Origin of the sequence: Bradyrhizobium forestalis (assembly GCF_002795245.1) — a bacterium.
GTDB lineage: Bacteria > Pseudomonadota > Alphaproteobacteria > Rhizobiales > Xanthobacteraceae > Bradyrhizobium > Bradyrhizobium forestalis.
In genome coordinates this window covers 108,389-126,848 of the sequence record NZ_PGVG01000011.1, presented here as the reverse complement: position 1 = coordinate 126,848, position 18,460 = coordinate 108,389, and the positions used below count along the sequence as shown (strand labels likewise).

Below are 18,460 nucleotides of genomic sequence, written 5' to 3'. Positions count from 1 at the left end.
GATCTCCTGTTTCATGCTGCTGGCTGGTCTTGGTTGATCGGGCCGCGCCGTCAGGGGAGCGCGGCCGTCATCGCGTCTTGCGTTACAGGCTGGTCACGCGTTCCGGATCGGCCGATGCGAGCGCAGCGGCACGTTCCGCCTTCGGCGGATAGATCCAGACGGTGTTGATCTCCCGCTTCGTCTTCTTGGCGACATCGCCGACCATCTCGATCTTGCGGTCCCAGCCGCGCGTGAACAGTGCGCCGGCTTCGCCGAGATCGAGACAGGTGACGTAAGCCTTCTGGTGGTAGGGCCTGGTCGGAACGCCGAGCAGCTCGGCGGCGGCATTGTTGCCTGCAAATGCGCCCATCCGCGTGGCGTGCTGGCACGACATCAGCGCGTAATTGCCCTCGTCGTCGCAGGCGGCACGGGCCGCATCGCCCGTTGCGAAGACGCCCTCGACGCCTGGCACCCGCAAGCAGGGGTCGACCAGCAACCGGCCGAAATTGTCGCGCTCGGCGGGAATTTGCGCCGTCAGCGGGGCCGCACGAATACCCGCCGCCCAGATCACGGTCTCGGTTTCGATGTGTTCTCCGTTCGACAAGGTGACGCCGGACTCGTCGAGCGAGGCGACACCGGCACCGAGGCGCGTCTCCACGCCGAGCTTGTGGAGCGCGCTCTCGATGACCGGCCGCGGACCTGCGCCCATGTCGGGTGCGATCGCGCTGTTGCGCTCGACGATGATGACGCGGGTCTTGGCATTCGGGCCGAGAATTGCGCGGAGCCGCGCCGGCATTTCGGTGGCCGCCTCGATGCCGGTGAAGCCGCCGCCGGCGACCACGACCGTGTCGCGTCCGTTCACGGTCGGCCGCTTGGCGAGGCCATGCAGGTGCTTGTCGAGCGCAATCGCATCGTCGAGCGAGTCGACGCTGAAGCCGTGCTCGGCAAGACCCGGAATGCTCGGGCGGAACAGGCGGCTGCCGGTGGCGACCACGAGGCGATCGTAAGAGAGCGTCTTCTTGGTGCCTTTCGCCGTGGCGATCCTCACCATGCGGGATTGGGTCTCGACCGTGTCGACGCTGCCCTGAACATAGCTGACGTCGATCGCCTTGAGCACATCGAGCAGCGGTGCCGTCAAGGTCTCGGGATTTTGTTCGTACAGCCGTGGGCGGACGACCAGCGTCGGCTCGGGCGCGACCAGCGCGATATCGAGTTCGTCGGGCGAGACACCCTGGATCTCGCGCAGGCGGGCAGCGGAAAGAGCGGCATACATGCCGGCGAAGCCGGCGCCGATGATGACTAGTCGCATTGACGTTCTCCTCTGGTTCTTCTTCCTGGACACAGGCGCGTTGCCGCCGCCGCTACCGGTTTGCGGCAAGCCCTGTTGCGGTCAGCAACGATGCGAAGGGTTGAAACGAACTTGCTGGCGCTTAATGGAGGGGGCAGCCGGGCGGCTGCGGGCCCTGCGGCCAGCCCTGACGAAAAACGATGGAGGGCGCGGGCTTGCGGCCCCAGTCCTGGTAGGGAAGGCGGGAGCTGTCCCCGGTCACGACAGAGATCATCGGGTGAGCGCGTTGTACAAACTGCGGCGGAATGTCCACCTCTTCACCCGCGACTGAAGTGAAGCGGACAGTCAGAGTCAATCCGTACACGACCGCGGTCGCGAGACCCTTGCGTGACGAGGTGGTTGCCAGCCGGTGGACGAAATCTTTCCCGATCATCATCTCTCTCCGTCGTGGGATTGGACATTGTGATGGTCTAACCGATCGGGCGTGCCGCTGCCCCAGAGCGATTGCTGTCGCTATAGAGCGATTGCTGCTAACGCACGCGCCTGCGCCAGTCGCTCGGCGTTTCGCCGGTCAGCTTCCTGAATGCCGCGGCGAAAGCGGTCTGGGAGGAATAGCCGAGCGCGGCAGCGATCGAGACGACTGGCTCGTCGCTCTCCCGCAGCTTGTTCATGGCCTGCTCGAGCCTGTGTTGGCGCAGCCAGGCATGCGGCGAGAGTCCGGTGCTCTCCTTGAAGGCGCGGCAGAAGTGAAAGCGCGAGAGGCCGGCATCGGATGCCAGCGCATCAAGGGAGACGTCCGCATCGCTGTCCGAGCGCAAGCGTTCGATCGCGCGGAGCAGGACCTTCGGCGACAGCCCGCCCATGGTCGGATGGAACGTGGCCGGCGAACCTGTGTGCGCAGCCAGGACGCGCGTGGCAAGAAGATCCGTCACCTGATGCCGGAACAGCGCATCCAGGGCCCCGTTGCCTTCGAGCGCATCCGCTGCACTCAAGAGCAGTCTGGACGTAATGGGGTCAGGGTGCGCCGTCCGCTCCAGCAGGTCGGTCGCTCCCGCGATTCCGGCTTCGCCGGCAACGCGCTTCAGTGTCGTGTTCGGAAGGTAGAGTTGAACGACATCGACGGGCTTCGGAATGTCCCATCGGGAGCTCGATCCTTCCGGAATGATGATCACGACGCCGGGGCGAAATGTGCCGATCGAAACCGATTTTCCCGACCGGCGCTCCATGCGCTGGATCACGCCGTTATACGCCATGATCACGTGGTGGCTCATGGGCTCGACGACGTCATGCAATGGATCGTGGTTCCAGTGCGCGATCCCGGCGCCGGAGGCGTCCAAGGCCATGCGGGTTGGTTCGGTCCTGAGCACCCGCGCCATCTCCGCGTCGGCGGCGCGCCGCTCGGACATCGTGCTATCGTCGGGTTGCACGCCAGGGACGGGCGGTTGGCCGTTGGGCGAGGGATTGCGCGTGGGTGCGGTGCTCCCGGTCATTGCGTGGCTCCTTCTGATCGCTTGCTGCCTGAGATCAGGGGCCCGTATTTGTACGGGTTGGCGCGGGTTCTATGCGGTGCAGAGCCTCCGGGTCTTGCCTGAAACGGTTCTGCTTTGCCTGATCCTGCTCCAGGCAATCGTGCGGTTTCACAAACGCACGATGAGCGATCGCTCCGGCCCCGCGGGCTAAGCTTGATGCGCGCATGGCCCTCTTAACCCATCAGAAACCATGGCAAATGATCCGAAAAGTTTAAGGAAACTGCTCGGTCCTTTCCGCGTCGATGTGTCGGAGGGCCCGTGTGATGACAGAACGCCAGTTGAGAGAGCAGGAATTCCTGATCGCGCGTTACCGGCATTTGGCGCGCGAAGTGACCGATCCGCTTGCCGCGCATCTGCTTCACAGCATCATCGAGGAGCTTGAGGCCGAGCTGCGCAAGGAAAGACCGGATTGGCACGGGCCGGGTCATTAACCGTTTCTTGGCGCTAATGCTGCCAATTGTCCGCGTGGCACTACCAGGGAGACTGCTCCCATGCTGAAGGACGGCACCTACGCGGCGTGGTACAAGACGCCGCTCGACCAGGGTACCGGGATCGTCCATGTCGCAGACGGCCAGATTTGGGGCCGTGACAGCCTGATGACGTATCACGGCTCCTGCAAGATTGATGGCGACCGCTTCACCGCGACCGTATCGACCAAGCGTCACACCGATGGGCGGGCAACGGTGTTCGGCGTTGAAGATGAGCTCACGCTGGACATCGAAGGACACTGCCCCGGCAAGATCGCGCGTTACACCGCGACGGCACAACAGGTGCCGGGAATGATCCTCCATGGCACGCTCATTCTGACGGAACAGCAGCCGCCGGCACGTGAACGAGCCGAGCCGGTGCCAGCGTTCAATCCCGGCAAGCTGCCAAAATTGCCGAAGCGCTCGCGCTGAGCGCGAGGTCGGCGCTCTCCTGGGGGCTGCTCGCATATGTCGCGCCCTCGCGCCCGCAATTCTGCATCCGCCGTCCCCAAAGGCCGCTTCTCAAATTGTCCGCGACCCGCCATTGTGCCACCGCTACAATTGTTTCGGAGGCAGCATCAATGACGGACAAGGTCTCGCGTCGCCAGCTTGCGAAAATCGCGGGGGTGTCCGCAGCTGCGATGACCGGTGCGCTCGACGCCGTCGAAGCCAAGCCGGCAGCACTGCCGCGCAATGGAAACGGCTTTCCGGCGGGCTTCGTCTGGGGCACGGCGACCTCGTCCTATCAGGTGGAGGGCGCGGTCAAGGAGGACGGGCGAGGGGCCTCGATCTGGGACAAGTTCGTGCGCATCCCCGGCAAGATCGAGGACGGCACCACCGGCGACCGCGCCAATGAGCATTATCACCGCTACAAGGAGGACATCGCGCTCATCAAGGAGCTCGGCTGCAAGGCCTATCGGTTTTCGGTGGCCTGGCCGCGGGTGTTTCCGGACGGCGACGGCAAGCCCAACCCGAAGGGGCTCGACTTCTACAATCGTCTCGTCGACGAGCTTCTGAAGAACGGCATCGAGCCGTGGCTGACGCTCTATCATTGGGACCTGCCGCAATCGCTTGAGGATCGCTTCGGCGGCTGGCGCTCGACGGAGACCTGCAAGATCTTCGGCGACTATGCGGCCTATGTCGCCGAGCATCTCACCGACCGCGTCAAGAACGTGTTCACGCTGAACGAGAGCGGCCGCTTCGTCTATTTCGGTTACGGCATCGGCATCGACGCGCCGGGCCTGACGCTGCCGCAAGCCGACGTCAATCAGATCAGGCACAACAGCGCGCTGGCGCACGGGCTCGCGGTGCAGGCGGTGCGCGCTCATGGGCGCCGCGGCACCAAGGTGGGGCCGGCCGAGAACATCGATGCCTGCGCGCCCGCGATCGACACGCCGGAAAACGTCCGCGCCGCGGAGATCGCGCTGCGCGAGATGAACGCCGGCTATCTCAACGTCATCATGACGGGACGCTATACCGACGCCTTCCTGAAATACGCCGGTCCCAACGCACCGAAATTCACCGATGCGGAGCTCAAGATCATCTCCTCGCCGGTCGACTTCCTCGGCCTCAACATTTACGCGCCGCAGAACTACGTGGTGGCCTCCGACCAGGGCGGCTTCATGCCGTTGCCGATTCCGAAATCGTTCCCGCGCATGAATTCGGACTGGCTGCGTGTCGGCCCCGAGACCATCTACTGGGTGCCGAAGCTGGCGGCAAAGATCTGGAAGACGGATGCGATCTATATCAGCGAGAACGGAGCATCCGGCGACGACGTGGTGAGGCCCGACGGCAAGATCTACGACACCGACCGCATCATGTATTTGCGCAATTACCTTGCTCAACTCCAGCGCGCCACCACTGAAGGCGTGCCGGTGCGCGGCTATTTCCTCTGGAGCCTGATGGACAATTTCGAGTGGGTGTATGGCCTCAACAAGCGTTTTGGGCTGTACCACGTCAACTTCGACACCCAGGTCCGCACGCCGAAACTCAGCGCCAGCTTCTACCGCAACGTGATCGCGACCAACGCGGCAGGGGCGTAGCGGCGGTCTCGGTGTCGTCGCCTCTCCCCGCCTGCGGGGAGAGGCGAAGAAGGCACCGCGATTGACTCGCCAGTCCCTCTGATTCACAACGCTCTCAACACCCATAACAAGAGGACGCGTGCATCACGCCGGCAACTCGTCCGGTGTCGTCGACGGCGCCGCCGCGATCCTGCTGGCCTCGCCGGCTTACGCCAAGGCGCATGAGGCCGCGACATGCACTCCGACCCTTATTTTTCAGGGTGAAACACGACCGGCCTTTCACAAAGAGGCCGGTCTTCGCTTGTCGAAAGCGGCGAATCAGTTCTAGCAAGATGTCGTGCGGGCCTTTGAAACAAGGCAAAATCCGCTGCTCAAGGCTCCTTCCGCGCTGGAAGTGGCTAAAATGCAGGGTTTTTTGCCACAGCGGGGCAAAAAGCCCGTAAAATCGCGACAAAACTGTGCAGAAGGCTATAGGCCTTCCCCGGTTGGTCTAATATGCAGCCGTCACGAATCAGAGGAGACACGATGGCAACCCAAATGTCCAAATCGCAGTTGATCGAAAAGATTGCGACCGCCACAGAGCTTTCCAAGCGCGACGTCAAGAACGTCATGGAGACGCTGACCGATGTCGGCCACAAGGAGCTCAAGAAGAACGGCCTGTTCCTGGTGCCGGGCTTCGCCAAGTTCGTGGTCATCAAGAAGCCCGCGACCAAGGCGCGCAAGGGCACCAACCCGTTCACGGGTGAAGAGATGATGTTCAAGGCCAAGCCGGCCCGGAAGATCGTCCGCGCCCGCCCGGTCAAGGCCGCCAAGGACGCCGTGTCCTAACAACGCAAAGGCCCCCTCGAAGGAGGGGGCCTTTTGTCTGGGGCAGCCGCGAGGCTTGAGACGGAGGGGCTCAACCCTTGCGGCGCTTCACCCGGACCGGGACCGGCTGAAGCCGCGGCTCAGGCGCCGCAAGCGTATCGCGAACCCGGTCGATCGCGCGATCGAGCAATTGGCGCAGCCGCTGCGTCTTCCGCGATCTCTTCGCTTTTTCCAGCAGTTTCTTCATCGCATCACTCCGCCGCTTCGACCTTGACTTCGGTCGGCTCGAGCGCCGCGGCGATGGCCTCGTCGACGCGCTCCAGCCAGATGAATTCGAGGTTGTCCCGCGCGCTCTGCGGGATGTCGTCATAGTCCCGCTTGTTGCGGGCCGGCAGCATCACCCGCTTCAAGCCGGCAGCAGCCGCAGCTACCACCTTCTCCTTGATGCCGCCGACCGGCAGCACCAGGCCGCGCAGCGAGATCTCGCCGGTCATCGCGGTGTCGCTGCGCACCGTGCGGTTGGTGAGCAGGGAGGTCAGCGCGGTGAACATCGCAACGCCCGCGCTCGGCCCGTCCTTCGGGGTTGCGCCCGCGGGGACGTGAACGTGGATGTCGCTCTTCTCGAACAGCTGCGGATCGATGCCGAGCTGCGAGGCCCGGCTCTTCACCAGCGTCAGCGCAGCCTGCACGCTCTCGCGCATGACCTCGCCGAGCTGGCCGGTCAGGATCATGCCGCCGCGGCCGGGCACGCGCGAGGCCTCGATGAACAGGATGTCGCCGCCGACCGGCGTCCAGGCAAGGCCGGTGGCCACGCCTGGAATGCTGGTGCGCTGCGCGATCTCGCCCTCGAAGCGCGGCTGGCCGAGCACGGTGGCGATGTCCTTCGGCGTCACCACGACCTTGGCGGCCGTGCCTTCGGCGACCTGCACCGCGGCATGGCGGAACACCTTGCCGATCTCGCGCTCGAGGTTACGCACGCCGGCTTCGCGGGTGTAGCCCTTGACGATCAGCTTCAAGGCCTCCGGCTCGATCTCGGCCTGCTCGGCCGAGAGGCCATTGGCCTCGAGTTGCCGCCGCACCAGGTAGCGCCGCGCGATCTCCAGCTTCTCGTCCTCGGTGTAGCCGGCGAGGCTGATCAGCTCCATGCGGTCGAGCAGCGGACCGGGGATCTGGTCCAGCATGTTGGCGGTCGCGATGAACACCACGCGCGACAGGTCGAAGGGCACGCCCAGGTAATTGTCCCGGAACGTCCCGTTCTGCTCGGGGTCGAGCACCTCCAGCATGGCGGCGGAAGGATCGCCCTGCACGCCGCGGCCCATCTTGTCGATCTCGTCCAGCATCATGACGCAGTTCCGGCCACCAGCCTTCTTGATGCCCTGGATGATGTTGCCGGGCAGCGCGCCGATATAGGTGCGGCGGTGGCCGCGGATCTCGGCCTCGTCATGCACGCCGCCTAAGCTGACGCGCACGAAGGGGCGATCCATCGCCCGGGCGATGGACTGGCCGAGCGAGGTCTTGCCGACGCCGGGTGGGCCGACGAAGCACAGGATCGGGGCCTTGCCCTGCGGGGCGAGCTTGCGCACCGCCAGATATTCGATGATCCGGCTCTTGATCTTCTCCAGGCCAAAATGGTCGGCATCGAGGATGGCGCGCGCCTCCTTGATGTCGATCGGCTTCTCCTCGGGCAGCGCCCAGGGCAGCTCGATCAGCCAGTCGAGATAGGTGCGGACCATGCCGGCTTCGCCGGCAGCCTCCGGCATGCGCTCGTAACGGCGCAGCTCCTTCTTGGCATGCGCCTCCGCCTCCGGCGGCATGTTGGCCTTGGCGATCGCGGCCGTCAGCTCGGTGACCTCGGCCGCCTTGCCGTCGCCTTCGCCGAGCTGGCGCTGGATGGTCGCCATCTGCTCGCGCAGGATCGCCTCGCGCTGCCGCTCGTCGAAAGAGGCGCGGGTCTTCTGGCCGATTTCATTGCTGATGCGCAGCACCTCCAGCCGCTCGGCCAGGTGCTTCGACACCTTCTCCACGCGAAGAGCGATGTCGATGGTCTCCAGCACCTCCTGCTTGTCCTGCGGCTTGAGGTCCATGAACGATGTTGCCAGATCCGCCAGCGCGCCGGGCGCGCTGGTGCCCTGGAACATTGCCGCCAGTTCGGGCGGCGCCTGCGGCAGCAGCTCGATCGCCTCGATGGCCTGGCGCTGCAGGTTCAGCGCGCGCGCCTCGATCTCGGGTGAGGTCGTGGTCGGCTCGGGGATCTGCTGGAAGCGCGCGGCCGGGAACGGCGTCCCCGGCAGGAAGTCGAGGATGCGGGCGCGCTGCACGCCCTGGCAGACGATGTGGTGGGTGCCGTCGGGCGCGGTGATGTAGCGCACGATGTTGGCGATGGTCGCGACCCGATGGAGGTCGTCCGGCCCGGGGTCATTGGTCTCGGGGCTGCGTTGCAGGACGATGCCGACCGGCCGCTGCTCGCGCAGCGCCTGCTGCGCGGCGGCGATGGACTTCGCCCGGCCGATCGTGATCGGCGCGATGGCGCCGGGAAACAGCACCATCTCGCGCACGGGGACGATGATCAGCGCGTCGTCGGGGATCTTCACGTCGTTATTGGTCTGTTCGTTGTTCATCTGTTCGTTGGCCATGATCGACCTCAGGATTTGGCGAGGCGCAGTGCGACGCAGCCGTCCATCACGAAGCGGCTGATGGCATAGCGGCCAAGGGGCAGCGCGATGCGCCGCTCGAACCGGCCCTGCGGCAGCTCGAGCCGATGGATGCGGGCGTTGCGAAGCTCCTGCGGGAGGGTGCGCTGCCCGGAGATGATGAGAACGCCGTCATGGATGACCGTCTCGACATTGTCCGGATTGACGCCGGGAAGCGCCACCAGGATCAGGAGCTCACGCTCGGTCTCGAGCACGTCGATCGGCGGCTCCCAGCAGGCTTCCTGGCGGCCGAACTGCTGGCGCAGCCGATCGGCGCGGGTCAGCGAGTCCAGGGCTTCGGACAGCATCCAGTCGAGGGGATTTTTGGGTTGCATGATGCGGGCTCGGGGGTGGGAAAGCCTGCATATGGGGCCGGTTCCCGGGAAATCCAGTGCGGTGGCGCCGATGTGCCATGCGCCGTCGTGCGTTCAAAACAAGCGAACGCCGCGGCGTGGGCCGCGACGTTCCGTCATTGCCAGCGGCGCGGATCAGGCCGCAGCGCGGTACTCTTCTTCCGCTTTGAGATTGATCACGGAGGTGGCGAGCTCCGTCAGGGTGCGATCGGTCGCCTCTTCCTCGTCCAGCGTCTCCTGGAGCAGCCTTGCTGCGTCCTGCATGCCGAGCTCCTCGGCCCAGGTGCGCAGCGTGCCGTAGCGGGAGATCTCGTAATGCTCGACCGCCTGGGCGGCTGCGAGCAGTCCGGCATCGAGTGCCGGCGCTCCCTTGAACTCCTTCATGATCTCGGCGCCCTCGTCGGCAATGCCGTTGATGCCCTCGCAGGGCTTGCCGCGTGCAGGCTTGCTCAGCATCTTGAAGATCTGGTCCAGCCGCTTGACCTGGCCCTGGGTCTCGCGCAGATGCTTGTTGAAGGCGGCTGCCAGCTCCTTCGATTGCGCTGCCTTCGCCATTTTGGGCAAGGTCTTGATGATCTTGTTCTCGGCGAAATAGATGTCCTTCAGCGTGTCCAGGAACAGGTCGCTGAGCATCTTCGGCGCCTGGCGCGGCCGGCGCGCCGCGGTCTTCTTGGTTGTGCGTTTCTTTGCTGTTGTGCGTTTCTTCGCTCGTTTAGCCATACGTCCTCCTCATGAGGCGACACCGGAAGGCCTCGCCTTCCTCAATCCTCGGGCGATCAAAGCCGTTGGAGAACGAAAGTTCCAAACTGCAACCGGCGTTCGCGGCTCGCTCAGGTCGGGCGCTTGTAGGGGTCTTCCTGGCGCTGCCGCTCTTCCGTCGCGCGATCGAGGCGTGCCCGCTCGCTGCGGCGCAGATGGCCGGCCTTCATCACGCCATAGGCGAGGACCCCGCCGAGCACGAAGGCTCCGATGAACCAGAGCCAGAGCAGATTGGCCGAGAGCTGGCCGAAGAGCATTCCAATTCCACTGTCGCTCATTGTCGTCTCCCGTGATTTCCAAAGCGGCTTTGCTGGGCTAAGTCTGCCCGGCAGCCATCGTTCCAGCGTCCGAGGACCACGCCGACACATGCTCGACTTCGCCCTGTCCGCCTTCGTGACGACCACGCTGCTGCTGTCGGGCGATGCCGGCTATGGGGCGAAGCTCGCGATCATCATCGCGGTGGCGCTCACAGTTTGCCTGCTTTGCATGCTGTGCTTCGTCTCAGCTCGCCTGATCGCGCGCACCCTCGGGCGCACTGGACCTGCCGTGCTCTCGCGCGTGCTCGGCATGCTGCTCGCCGCCTATTCGGTGCAGCTCGTCATCAACGGGATCGCGGCCGTCCGGGCGAACCTGTCGTAGGGGTGCGACAATCTGCTAATCTGTTGATTTTGCGGTCTGTTTCGGGGAGCGGGGAATCCGTCGACGAGACGGGGCGCGATCCGGACGCTTTCGCTTGCGCTGCCGCATTGCTTTGACGTACTTCCCCTCTAGCAAACGTCCATCGCCAAGAAGCCGAGAAGAAACCGAGATGTCGATGACTGCGGACGAACTCGACAAGAGGCAAGCCATCATCGACGCCTGCCGCCGCATGAACGCGCTCGGCATCAACCAGGGTACATCAGGGAATATCAGCGTCCGGCATGTGGACGGGCTCCTGGTCACGCCGACCAGCGTGCCCTACGAGACCATGACGGCGGACCAGATCGTCTTCATGGCCATGGACGGCGCACACGCACCCGACCGGAAGCCTTCGAGTGAATGGCGCTTCCATCGCGACATCCTGAAGTCGCGGCCCGACGTCAACGCCGTCGTGCACGCCCACCCGACCTACTGCACCATCCTGGCGATCATGGGCATGGAGATCCCGCCCGTGCATTACATGATCGCGGCTGCGGGCGGCGACAGCATCCGCTGCGCGCCCTATGCGACCTTCGGAACGGCGGAGCTGTCCGAACATGCGGTGCGGGCGCTGGAAGGCCGGCTCGCTTGCCTGCTCGATCATCATGGCATGATCGCGATTGGCAAGACGCTGGACAAGGCGATGTGGCTGGCCGTCGAGGTCGAGACGCTGGCACGGCAATATCACGGCTGCCTTCAGATCGGACGACCGTCGCTGCTTCCGAGCGACGAGATCGAACGGGTCCGCCAGCGCATGGCCGGTTACGGCCTGTCGGAAGGGTAGGGCGGGCAGAAGGTGTTCGTGCGGATCAGACATCTCGTCGACCACAAGCGGACGAACCGCACCATGGTTCGGCTGCGCGCCCTCTTGCGCAGCAACGAGTTCTATTTGATCCCGCTCGCGCTCGTGATCGGCACGCTCGCAGGCGCGGTCGTGACGCTGATGGCCCAGATCGCCCAGATCGCGCATGTGGTGATCTACGGAATTCCCATTGATGTCCACCTGTCGGCTCACGAGAGCGTCAGTCCGTGGGCGGCGCTGATCGCGCCTGCGCTCGGCGGGCTCTCGCTCGGCATCATGGAATGGTCGCGACGGCGCATGAAGATCTCGAACGCGGTCGACCCGATCGAGGCCAACGCGTTGCGCGGCGGCAATCTCTCGATGCGCGACAGCGTGGTGGTGTCGAGCCAGACCCTGATCTCCAACGGCTGCGGCGCCTCGGTTGGCCTGGAGGCCGGCTATACCCAGATTGGCTCGGGGATCGCCTCGCTGCTCGGCAAGTTCTTCAATCTCCGCCGCAACGATCTGCGCCTGATGGTCGGCTGCGGCGCCGCGGCGGCGATCGCGGCAGCGTTCGGTGCGCCGATCACCGGCGCCTTCTATGCCTGTGAGCTGATCGTCGGCGTCTATGCCGTGGGCAGCGCCGCGCCGATCCTGGCGGCCTCGCTCGCGGGCGCCCTGACCGCGCAATGGCTCGGCGGCGCGCCATACTCGCTGGAGATACCCAAGGTCAGCGCCGTCGGCGTCGAGCAATATCTGGCGCTGATCGGGCTCGCCCTCGTCACGAGCGGCGTCGGCATCGCCGTGATGCGCTCCTCGCCGATGTTCGAGCGCCTGTTCGCCTGGTTGCCGGTCTGGCTCCGCCCGGTGTTCGGCGGTCTCATCGTCGGCGGATTTGCCATCATCACGCCGCAGGTGCTGGCGGCCGGCCACGGCGCCATGGTGCTCGATCTCTTTCACGACATGACGATCGGGCTGATCGCGTTGGTCATCGCCTTGAAAGTGACGGCCTGCCTGATCTCGCTCGCCTCGGGCTTCCGCGGCGGCCTGTTCTTCGCCTCGCTGTTCGTCGGCAGCCTGATCGGGAAGTTCTTCGCCGAGTTGTTGGAACTGATCAGTCCGAACTTCGTGATCGATCCGCTGGTGGCGATGCTGACGGGCATGGCGACGCTCGGCGTCGCCATCGTCGGCGGCCCCCTGACGATGTCATTTCTCGTGCTCGAGATGACCCGCAATGTCGACGTCACCGCCGTGGTGCTGGCCGGCTGCATCGTCACCTCGATCTGCGTGCGCTTCATGTTCGGCCACTCCTTCTCGACCTGGCGGCTGCATCTGCGCGGCGAGACCATCCGCAGCGCCAACGACGTCGGCTGGCTGCGCAATCTCACCGTCGAGCGCCTGATGCGCTCCGACGTCGGCAAGGTGCCTTCAACCACGACGATCGCCGCCGCGCGCCGCGAATTCGCGCTGGGCTCCCGGCCGGGCATCGTCGTCGCCAACAATGCGGACGAATATGTCGGCCTCGTCATGCTGCCCGACCTGTTCTCCGGCGATCTCGACACCATCGCCGACGACATCCAGGTGATCGAGCTCGCCCGCCTGATCGACATTGTGCTGATCCCGGAAATGAACGTGAAGTCGGCGATGGCGGTGTTCGACGAGGCCGAGGCCGAGATGCTGGCGGTGGTCGATCCCACCGACAGCCGCAAGGTGGTCGGCTTCCTCAGCGAGAGCTTCGCCCGCCGCCGCTATGTCGAGGAGATCGACAAGGCGACGAGGGGCGTGCTTGGGTCTATGTCGTAAGCGCGGCTACCGCCCCGGTGAGCCAGACCACGATCCGGCGGACCAGTGGCAGCACCACGAGCAGCGTCGGAAAGGCGACGAGCCATGACAGTGCCCAGGCGCCCGGCCAGGTCGCGAGGAACGCCGGCGTTGCCCCTAAGCTCCGCAGCGTCGAAATGACCGACACCACCGCCGTCATGAGGATGGACAGCACGAATGGCATCACGATCGGCGCATAGCGCGCCGGCAGTTTGCGAACCGCAATCATCTGATTTCTTTCGAGGAAAAGGACGCGTCGATCACGTTGAACCCTGCAAAATGGCATCGATCCCGACGGCGTCGGTTGATGCGTTGGTTCACGTGAAACGCTTACGGCGACCGAGAAACGGCGCGGCTGTTCATTATCCGCTCAGGTTGGATGGTTCAAGCTGGATCTGATCGTTCGGTTTACAATCGTTCAAAGCGTGGCAGATCGCCGCGATCATGAAACCATTTCAGTGGTTTGCGCGTTACAAGGTGTTTGCTTACGTATGTGTTTGGGCGAAAACAGAGGAAGATCAAGATGAGTGATGCACCGATAATTTCCGCAGCCGGCCGCAACACGGTCCTGGCCGCGTTCGCAAGCGTGGCGCTGCTCGCAACCTCGGTGTCGCCCTCAGCCGCGGCATCCTCGGGTGCGGCCCCGGCGGTGTCCGCAAAGGCCGCCGCGGCGGGCCAGGCTTCCGCCAACGTTACCGATTTCAGCGCGGCCCGACGTCGCCACTACTATCGACGTGGTCCAAGCGCGGCAGGTCTCGCCTTCATGGGCGCCGCGGCGGGTATCATCGGTGGCGTGATCGCCGAGCAGCGGCGCCGCGACTACTACGAGAACCGCTATTATTATGGTCCGCGTCCTTACTACGGCGGCCCGGGTTACTACGGCAGTCCCGGCTATTACGGCGGCAATTCCTTTTACTACGATCCGGGCTACCGTTACGGGCCATATTGAATGGTCGTTTTCAACGCTGGCCGGATTGGTTGCGCAAAAAGGGCGGTGCTTCGCGTCGCCCTTTTTTGATGTGTCGGCGTAGCCCGGATGGAGCGCGAGCGTAATCCGGGGCCGCTCCCCCGGCGTCTTGCACTGTCCCGGATTACGCTCGCGCTCCATCCGGGCTACAGGTCTCGCCCTGTGTCGCCCTCTGTCAACCCATTCGCGCCAAAATATTCCGCTTTACCGAAATTCGGAAATGGCGTATGTGTCGCCCATCCCGGCTCATTCTTGAGGGGCGATCATGTGGTCGTCATTGTCGCGAGCTGGGCTTGCGGTGGACGCGGCAGCGTCGTGTGCGAGATGTCAAGGGCAGGGCGGATTGCTCTCCGTGAGCCCAAAGGCTTCGTGCGGACGAGCGGCGCTGCTAGGCTTCGTCTCGTCTGTAAGTTTCCGGCTCTGTCGACGGGGCTGGGAAAACTGCGGCGAAATGGCGGGTCGTGCGTACGGCAAAACCGTGTGGTCCTGGCCGTCGTTGCTACGGTCAAGCTCTAGCGGATGCGGCATCTGCGTCAACCGGCGCGGGTGCCGGTGAATTTCGTGAGGGCGAGGGAGGCCAGAAGGAACTCGGCTCCCGGGAGAGCACGGCATAAGCCGTCCGACCATCGCGCAGGGAAGGCCGAGTGATGGCCACACCTGTATGCTGCTGTGCGGTCTCCTTTGCGCTAGTTTCGCGCAGCGGACCGCGGGTGCGAGGTCAGCACCCGGTCTTCCCTGCGCCCTCTTGGACCAGAGGGCGGCGAGATCAAGCAAAGCTCGGGCGAATTGAGCCGCGAGGATGAATACGCACGTCTGCGACCACACATTCGCTGTCATCGCCCGGCTTGACCGGGCGATCCAGTACTCCGAGACGGCGGTGATTGAATCGAGCGGCCGCGGAGTACTGGATTCCCCGCTTGCGCGGGGAATGACAGCGTCACTTGGAGAACGCGCCATCGCCTCATACTCCGTCATTGCGAGCGCGTCAGCCCTCTCGTGCCCCGGACGCAGCGCAGCGTCCCCGGCGATGCGAAGCATCGTCCGGTGCGGTGCGCTGCAGAGCCGGGGCCCATCCATCTGCGCCGTACCATGTGGCCCTGGGTCCCGGCTCTGCGCGGCAGCGTTGCACGCTGCAGCGCGTCCCGGACACGAGACGGAGCAGTGCTCTACACCTCCAACATCACCGTCCCGCTGGCGCCGACATCGCACCGTTGACATAGCGCGACCAGTCGGGCGCGGTCGGCTGTGACGGCCAGAGCGCGGCATTGGAGTCACGGACCGATTGGGTGATAGGAGTGCGTTGCGCCTTGCGGGCGTGGTGGCGGCCGTTTGCGGCGGCGGCCTGGACGGTGACGGCGGCAATCAGCATGACGCCGAGAAGGGCGAAGGTCTTTTGCATCGTTGTTTCTCCCGTGACGACGCTCCAGCCATGAGAAATGTTGTCGTCGTCGCGGCTCACATGGCGATGTGGCTTGCCGAATATCAGCGGCGGCGCCATCACGATGGAGCGAGCAAGTTTTTCGGTCCGGGCTAAATATTCGGCAATCGTGCTCGCAACGCAGGTGGACTTGCCCGCCGCAATCCGGTTCAATGGGGCCAATCGAGTTTCCAGGCGACAATGATGTCGAAATATCTGCTGGTCCTGCTGCTGGCCGCCTCGCCGGCGGCGGCGCAAGTCAAGATGACGCCGAAGACCAATGCGGCGCATCCCGATCCCTGTGCCCCGATCGGGCGTACCGCGGATGGCAAGCTGGTCTACTCCATGAAATGCGAGACCCTGCCGGCGCCGCCCCCGCCGGCGCAGGCGGAACTGAGAGACCCGCCAGCCGCCGAGCCGGAGCCGGAGACGCGCCGGAGCGGCATTTTCGGCTGGTCCTACGACCGCAGGTGACGGGGCTGCGCCACTTGCGTGAAGCTGTCGGGAATGCTCTTTGCTTGAAAGTTCCCCGTGGGGCGACCGCCCCCGATCCAGAGAGATGAGATGAGCAAACTCGTTATCCGCGCCGGCGATTTCACCTTCGATGCCCGCTTCGAGGAGCAATTGGCGCCCAAGACCGTCGCCGCGTTCCGCAAGGCGCTGCCGTTCGAAAGCCACATCATCCATGTGCGCTGGAGCGGCGAGGGCGTGTGGATGCCGCTCGGCGATCTCGATTTCGGCGTCGGCTACGAGAACCACACCAGCTATCCCGCGCCCGGCCAGATCATCCTGTACCCGGGCGGCATCAGCGAAACCGAGATCCTGCTCGCCTATGGCGGCGTGCACTTTGCGAGCAAGATGGGCCAGCTCGCCGGCAACCATTTCATCACGCTGACCTCGGGCCTGGAGAATCTGGCGACGCTGGGCAAGAGCGTGCTGTGGAAGGGTGCGCTGCCGATCCGCTTCGAGGAAGTCTGAGTGACTGATACAAGCTACCCGCGCGATCTCCGCGGCTACGGCCGCAATCCGCCGCATCCCGAGTGGCCCGGCAATGCGCGGGTCGCGGTTCAGTTCGTCGTCAATTTCGAGGAGGGCGGCGAGAACAACATTTTGCACGGCGACCGTGCCTCGGAGGCGTTTCTGTCCGACGTGCTCGGCGCGCAGCCCTGGCCGGGCCAGCGCCATGCCAATATCGAATCCATGTTCGAATATGGCTCGCGCGCCGGCTTCTGGCGGCTGTGGCGGCTGTTCAACGAGCGGAAGTGGCCGACCACCGTGTTCGGCGTTGCCACTGCGCTCAAGCGCAATCCCGAGATCGTCGCGGCGATGAAGGAGTCGGGCTGGGACATCGCGAGCCACAGCCTGAAATGGATCGAGCACAAGGACATGACGGAAGCGCAGGAGCGCGCCGAGATCGCCGAGTCCATTCGCGTCCACCTTGAGGCGACCGGCGCGCGGCCGCTCGGCTGGTACACCGGGCGCTCCTCGATCAACACCAACCGGCTGCTGATGGAGGAAGGCGGCTTCCTCTATCTCTGCGACTCCTATGCCGATGATCTGCCCTATTGGGTCAGGGGCGCCAACGGCAAGCAGCTCATCATTCCCTATACGTTGGATGCCAACGACATGCGCTTCATCAACCCGCAGGGGTTTGCCGAAGGCGAGCAGTTCTTCACCTATCTGAAGGACGCCTTCGACGTGCTCTACGCCGAAGGCGAGACCGCGCCGAAGATGATGTCGGTGGGGCTGCATTGCCGCCTCGCCGGCCGGCCCGGCCGTGCCGCGGGCCTGATCCGCTTCCTCGACTATGTCGGCAAGCATGAGCGCGTCTGGGTGCCGACGCGGTTGCAGATCGCGCAGCATTGGCACGACAAGCACGCCCATCTTGCCGCCGACGCATTCGAGATCGGGTGAGATGATGTCGCAGATCTCGCTCGCCGATCTCAACGCTGCAAGCAAGGCCGATTTCGTCGCGGCGCTCGCCAATGTCGTCGAATATTCGCCGTGGATCGCCGAGCAGCTTGCGGCAAAGCGGCCGTTCGCCGGCATCAACCAGTTGCACGCTGCGCTGATGGCGGCGATCCAGGGTGCGGAGCCTGACGTGCAGCTGGCGCTGATCCGGGCGCATCCCGATCTCGCCAACAAGACGCAACGTGCAGCAGGCCTGACGGTGGAATCGACCGACGAGCAGAACAGCGCCGGACTCGACCGGCTGTCGGAGGCCGAATATGCGGCGTTCGAGCGTGCGAACAACGCCTACCGCGACAAGTTCAGCTTCCCCTATATCGTCTGCGTGCGCCGTCACACCAGGGATTCCGTGCTGCGCGACTTCGAGACGCGGCAGCCCAACATCGTCAAGACCGAGATAAGGCGTGCGATCGAGGAGATCGGCCGCATCTCCGCGCTGCGGCTCGATCAGCTCGTCATTGCCGACGACAGGCTGAAGGTGCACGGGCGGCTCTCGACGCATGTGCTGGACAATCACATTGGCAAGCCCGCGCCGGGCATCCCAGTTGAGCTCGTGGAGCTTGCGAGCCTTGGCGAGAACCGCGTCATCGCGCACGCGGTGACGAACGCGGATGGTCGCACCGACCAGCCCTTGATCGGCGGCCGTCCATTGCCGATCGGCCGCTACGAGCTCAGATTCCGCGTTGCCAAATATTACGCAGAGCGCAACGTCCCGCTGTCAGACCCGCCGTTCCTCGACGAGATCCCGTTGCGCTTCGCGATCAGCGAGCCGGAAAATCACTATCACGTGCCGCTGCTGGTCACGCCCTGGAGCTATTCGACCTATCGCGGCAGTTAGAGCATGTAAGTCGGGCGGGCTGTCGGTGGCTCACCTCTCCCCGACGGGGAGAGGTCGGATTGCTATGGCGCGCAATTGCGCGCCTGAGCAATCCGGG

General features: G+C 64.6%; 22 protein-coding genes and 1 pseudogene. 13 read left to right on the top strand and 10 right to left on the bottom strand.

Annotated elements, in window-relative coordinates; genetic code table 11:
* Positions 1-82: 82 nt before the first annotated feature.
* From CVM73_RS15765 to CVM73_RS15755, 3 genes are all read right to left on the bottom strand, one after another.
* Entirely contained in the window at positions 83-1,288 is a 1,206-nt protein-coding gene (locus CVM73_RS15765) for an NAD(P)/FAD-dependent oxidoreductase (protein WP_100232869.1), read from the bottom strand.
* 121 nt (positions 1,289-1,409) lie between these two features.
* On the bottom strand, positions 1,410-1,700 hold the full coding sequence (locus CVM73_RS15760; protein ID WP_146006602.1) for a hypothetical protein: 291 nt from the start codon (positions 1,698-1,700) through the stop codon (positions 1,410-1,412).
* Between the two features lie 97 nt (positions 1,701-1,797).
* A complete protein-coding gene (locus CVM73_RS15755; protein ID WP_245452305.1) occupies positions 1,798-2,673 on the bottom strand; it encodes a helix-turn-helix domain-containing protein in 876 nt (291 codons plus the stop codon).
* Between the two features lie 386 nt (positions 2,674-3,059).
* Here CVM73_RS15755 and CVM73_RS40330 point away from each other — a divergent pair, with 386 nt between their 5' ends.
* The 5 genes from CVM73_RS40330 (at position 3,060) to CVM73_RS15730 (ending at position 6,112) form a co-directional block, all read left to right on the top strand.
* A complete protein-coding gene (locus tag CVM73_RS40330; protein WP_167406855.1) occupies positions 3,060-3,227 on the top strand; it encodes a hypothetical protein in 168 nt (55 codons plus the stop codon).
* Between the two features lie 60 nt (positions 3,228-3,287).
* The gene (locus tag CVM73_RS15745) at positions 3,288-3,695 is read left to right on the top strand and encodes a hypothetical protein (protein WP_100232865.1); all 408 of its coding nucleotides are present in this window, start codon (positions 3,288-3,290) and stop codon (positions 3,693-3,695) included.
* Between the two features lie 149 nt (positions 3,696-3,844).
* Positions 3,845-5,305, top strand: coding sequence for a GH1 family beta-glucosidase (locus CVM73_RS15740; RefSeq protein ID WP_100232864.1), 1,461 nt, complete (start codon positions 3,845-3,847; stop codon positions 5,303-5,305).
* Between the two features lie 118 nt (positions 5,306-5,423).
* Positions 5,424-5,612, top strand: a complete 189-nt coding sequence (locus tag CVM73_RS15735) for a hypothetical protein (protein ID WP_100232863.1) — start codon at positions 5,424-5,426, stop codon at positions 5,610-5,612.
* Between the two features lie 197 nt (positions 5,613-5,809).
* Complete coding sequence (locus CVM73_RS15730; protein ID WP_035705209.1) at positions 5,810-6,112, top strand: HU family DNA-binding protein; 303 nt, start codon at positions 5,810-5,812, stop codon at positions 6,110-6,112.
* A gap of 70 nt (positions 6,113-6,182) precedes the next feature.
* On the opposite strand, the gene CVM73_RS40325 is transcribed toward CVM73_RS15730, so the two are convergent.
* The 5 genes from CVM73_RS40325 to CVM73_RS15710 form a co-directional block, all read right to left on the bottom strand.
* Complete coding sequence (locus tag CVM73_RS40325) at positions 6,183-6,338, bottom strand: hypothetical protein (RefSeq protein WP_167406854.1); 156 nt, start codon at positions 6,336-6,338, stop codon at positions 6,183-6,185.
* A 4-nt stretch (positions 6,339-6,342) separates the two neighbouring features.
* Positions 6,343-8,724 (bottom strand): endopeptidase La, encoded by a 2,382-nt coding sequence (gene lon / locus CVM73_RS15725; RefSeq protein ID WP_100232862.1) that lies wholly within the window; start codon positions 8,722-8,724, stop codon positions 6,343-6,345.
* Positions 8,725-8,732: 8 nt separating this feature from the next.
* Positions 8,733-9,116: an Hsp20/alpha crystallin family protein gene (locus tag CVM73_RS15720; RefSeq protein WP_100232861.1), complete on the bottom strand. Its 384-nt coding sequence runs from the start codon at positions 9,114-9,116 to the stop codon at positions 8,733-8,735.
* A 153-nt stretch (positions 9,117-9,269) separates the two neighbouring features.
* Positions 9,270-9,854 (bottom strand): YciE/YciF ferroxidase family protein, encoded by a 585-nt coding sequence (locus CVM73_RS15715; RefSeq protein WP_100232860.1) that lies wholly within the window; start codon positions 9,852-9,854, stop codon positions 9,270-9,272.
* Between the two features lie 110 nt (positions 9,855-9,964).
* On the bottom strand, positions 9,965-10,171 hold the full coding sequence (locus tag CVM73_RS15710; protein WP_100232859.1) for a LapA family protein: 207 nt from the start codon (positions 10,169-10,171) through the stop codon (positions 9,965-9,967).
* A gap of 115 nt (positions 10,172-10,286) precedes the next feature.
* Between CVM73_RS15710 and CVM73_RS15705 the strand changes: the two are divergent.
* From CVM73_RS15705 to CVM73_RS15695, 3 genes and pseudogenes are all read left to right on the top strand, one after another.
* Positions 10,287-10,532: pseudogene (locus CVM73_RS15705) on the top strand (MarC family protein); the annotation flags it as partial.
* Positions 10,533-10,701: 169 nt separating this feature from the next.
* Positions 10,702-11,355 (top strand): class II aldolase/adducin family protein, encoded by a 654-nt coding sequence (locus CVM73_RS15700; protein ID WP_208639210.1) that lies wholly within the window; start codon positions 10,702-10,704, stop codon positions 11,353-11,355.
* Between the two features lie 12 nt (positions 11,356-11,367).
* The gene (locus tag CVM73_RS15695; RefSeq protein WP_100232858.1) at positions 11,368-13,155 is read left to right on the top strand and encodes a chloride channel protein; all 1,788 of its coding nucleotides are present in this window, start codon (positions 11,368-11,370) and stop codon (positions 13,153-13,155) included.
* Here CVM73_RS15695 and CVM73_RS15690 read toward each other — a convergent pair.
* Positions 13,145-13,402, bottom strand: a complete 258-nt coding sequence (locus tag CVM73_RS15690; RefSeq protein ID WP_100232857.1) for a DUF2798 domain-containing protein — start codon at positions 13,400-13,402, stop codon at positions 13,145-13,147. The genes CVM73_RS15695 and CVM73_RS15690 overlap by 11 nt on opposite strands.
* Before the next feature lie 294 nt (positions 13,403-13,696).
* Between CVM73_RS15690 and CVM73_RS15685 the strand changes: the two genes are divergently transcribed.
* On the top strand, positions 13,697-14,122 hold the full coding sequence (locus CVM73_RS15685; protein ID WP_100232856.1) for a hypothetical protein: 426 nt from the start codon (positions 13,697-13,699) through the stop codon (positions 14,120-14,122).
* 1,198 nt (positions 14,123-15,320) lie between these two features.
* On the opposite strand, the gene CVM73_RS40940 is transcribed toward CVM73_RS15685, so the two are convergent.
* The gene (locus CVM73_RS40940; protein WP_245452304.1) at positions 15,321-15,740 is read right to left on the bottom strand and encodes a hypothetical protein; all 420 of its coding nucleotides are present in this window, start codon (positions 15,738-15,740) and stop codon (positions 15,321-15,323) included.
* A gap of 21 nt (positions 15,741-15,761) precedes the next feature.
* Between CVM73_RS40940 and CVM73_RS15670 the strand changes: the two genes are divergently transcribed.
* The 4 genes from CVM73_RS15670 (at position 15,762) to uraD (ending at position 18,363) form a co-directional block, all read left to right on the top strand.
* Positions 15,762-16,031 (top strand): hypothetical protein, encoded by a 270-nt coding sequence (locus CVM73_RS15670; protein WP_208639209.1) that lies wholly within the window; start codon positions 15,762-15,764, stop codon positions 16,029-16,031.
* A gap of 90 nt (positions 16,032-16,121) precedes the next feature.
* A complete protein-coding gene (locus CVM73_RS15665; RefSeq protein WP_014493672.1) occupies positions 16,122-16,535 on the top strand; it encodes a DUF3830 family protein in 414 nt (137 codons plus the stop codon).
* Positions 16,536-17,471 (top strand): allantoinase PuuE, encoded by a 936-nt coding sequence (gene puuE, locus CVM73_RS15660; RefSeq protein WP_100232854.1) that lies wholly within the window; start codon positions 16,536-16,538, stop codon positions 17,469-17,471.
* A gap of 4 nt (positions 17,472-17,475) precedes the next feature.
* Positions 17,476-18,363, top strand: a complete 888-nt coding sequence (uraD, locus tag CVM73_RS15655; RefSeq protein ID WP_167406868.1) for a 2-oxo-4-hydroxy-4-carboxy-5-ureidoimidazoline decarboxylase — start codon at positions 17,476-17,478, stop codon at positions 18,361-18,363.
* The last annotated feature ends 97 nt before the right edge of the window (positions 18,364-18,460 follow it).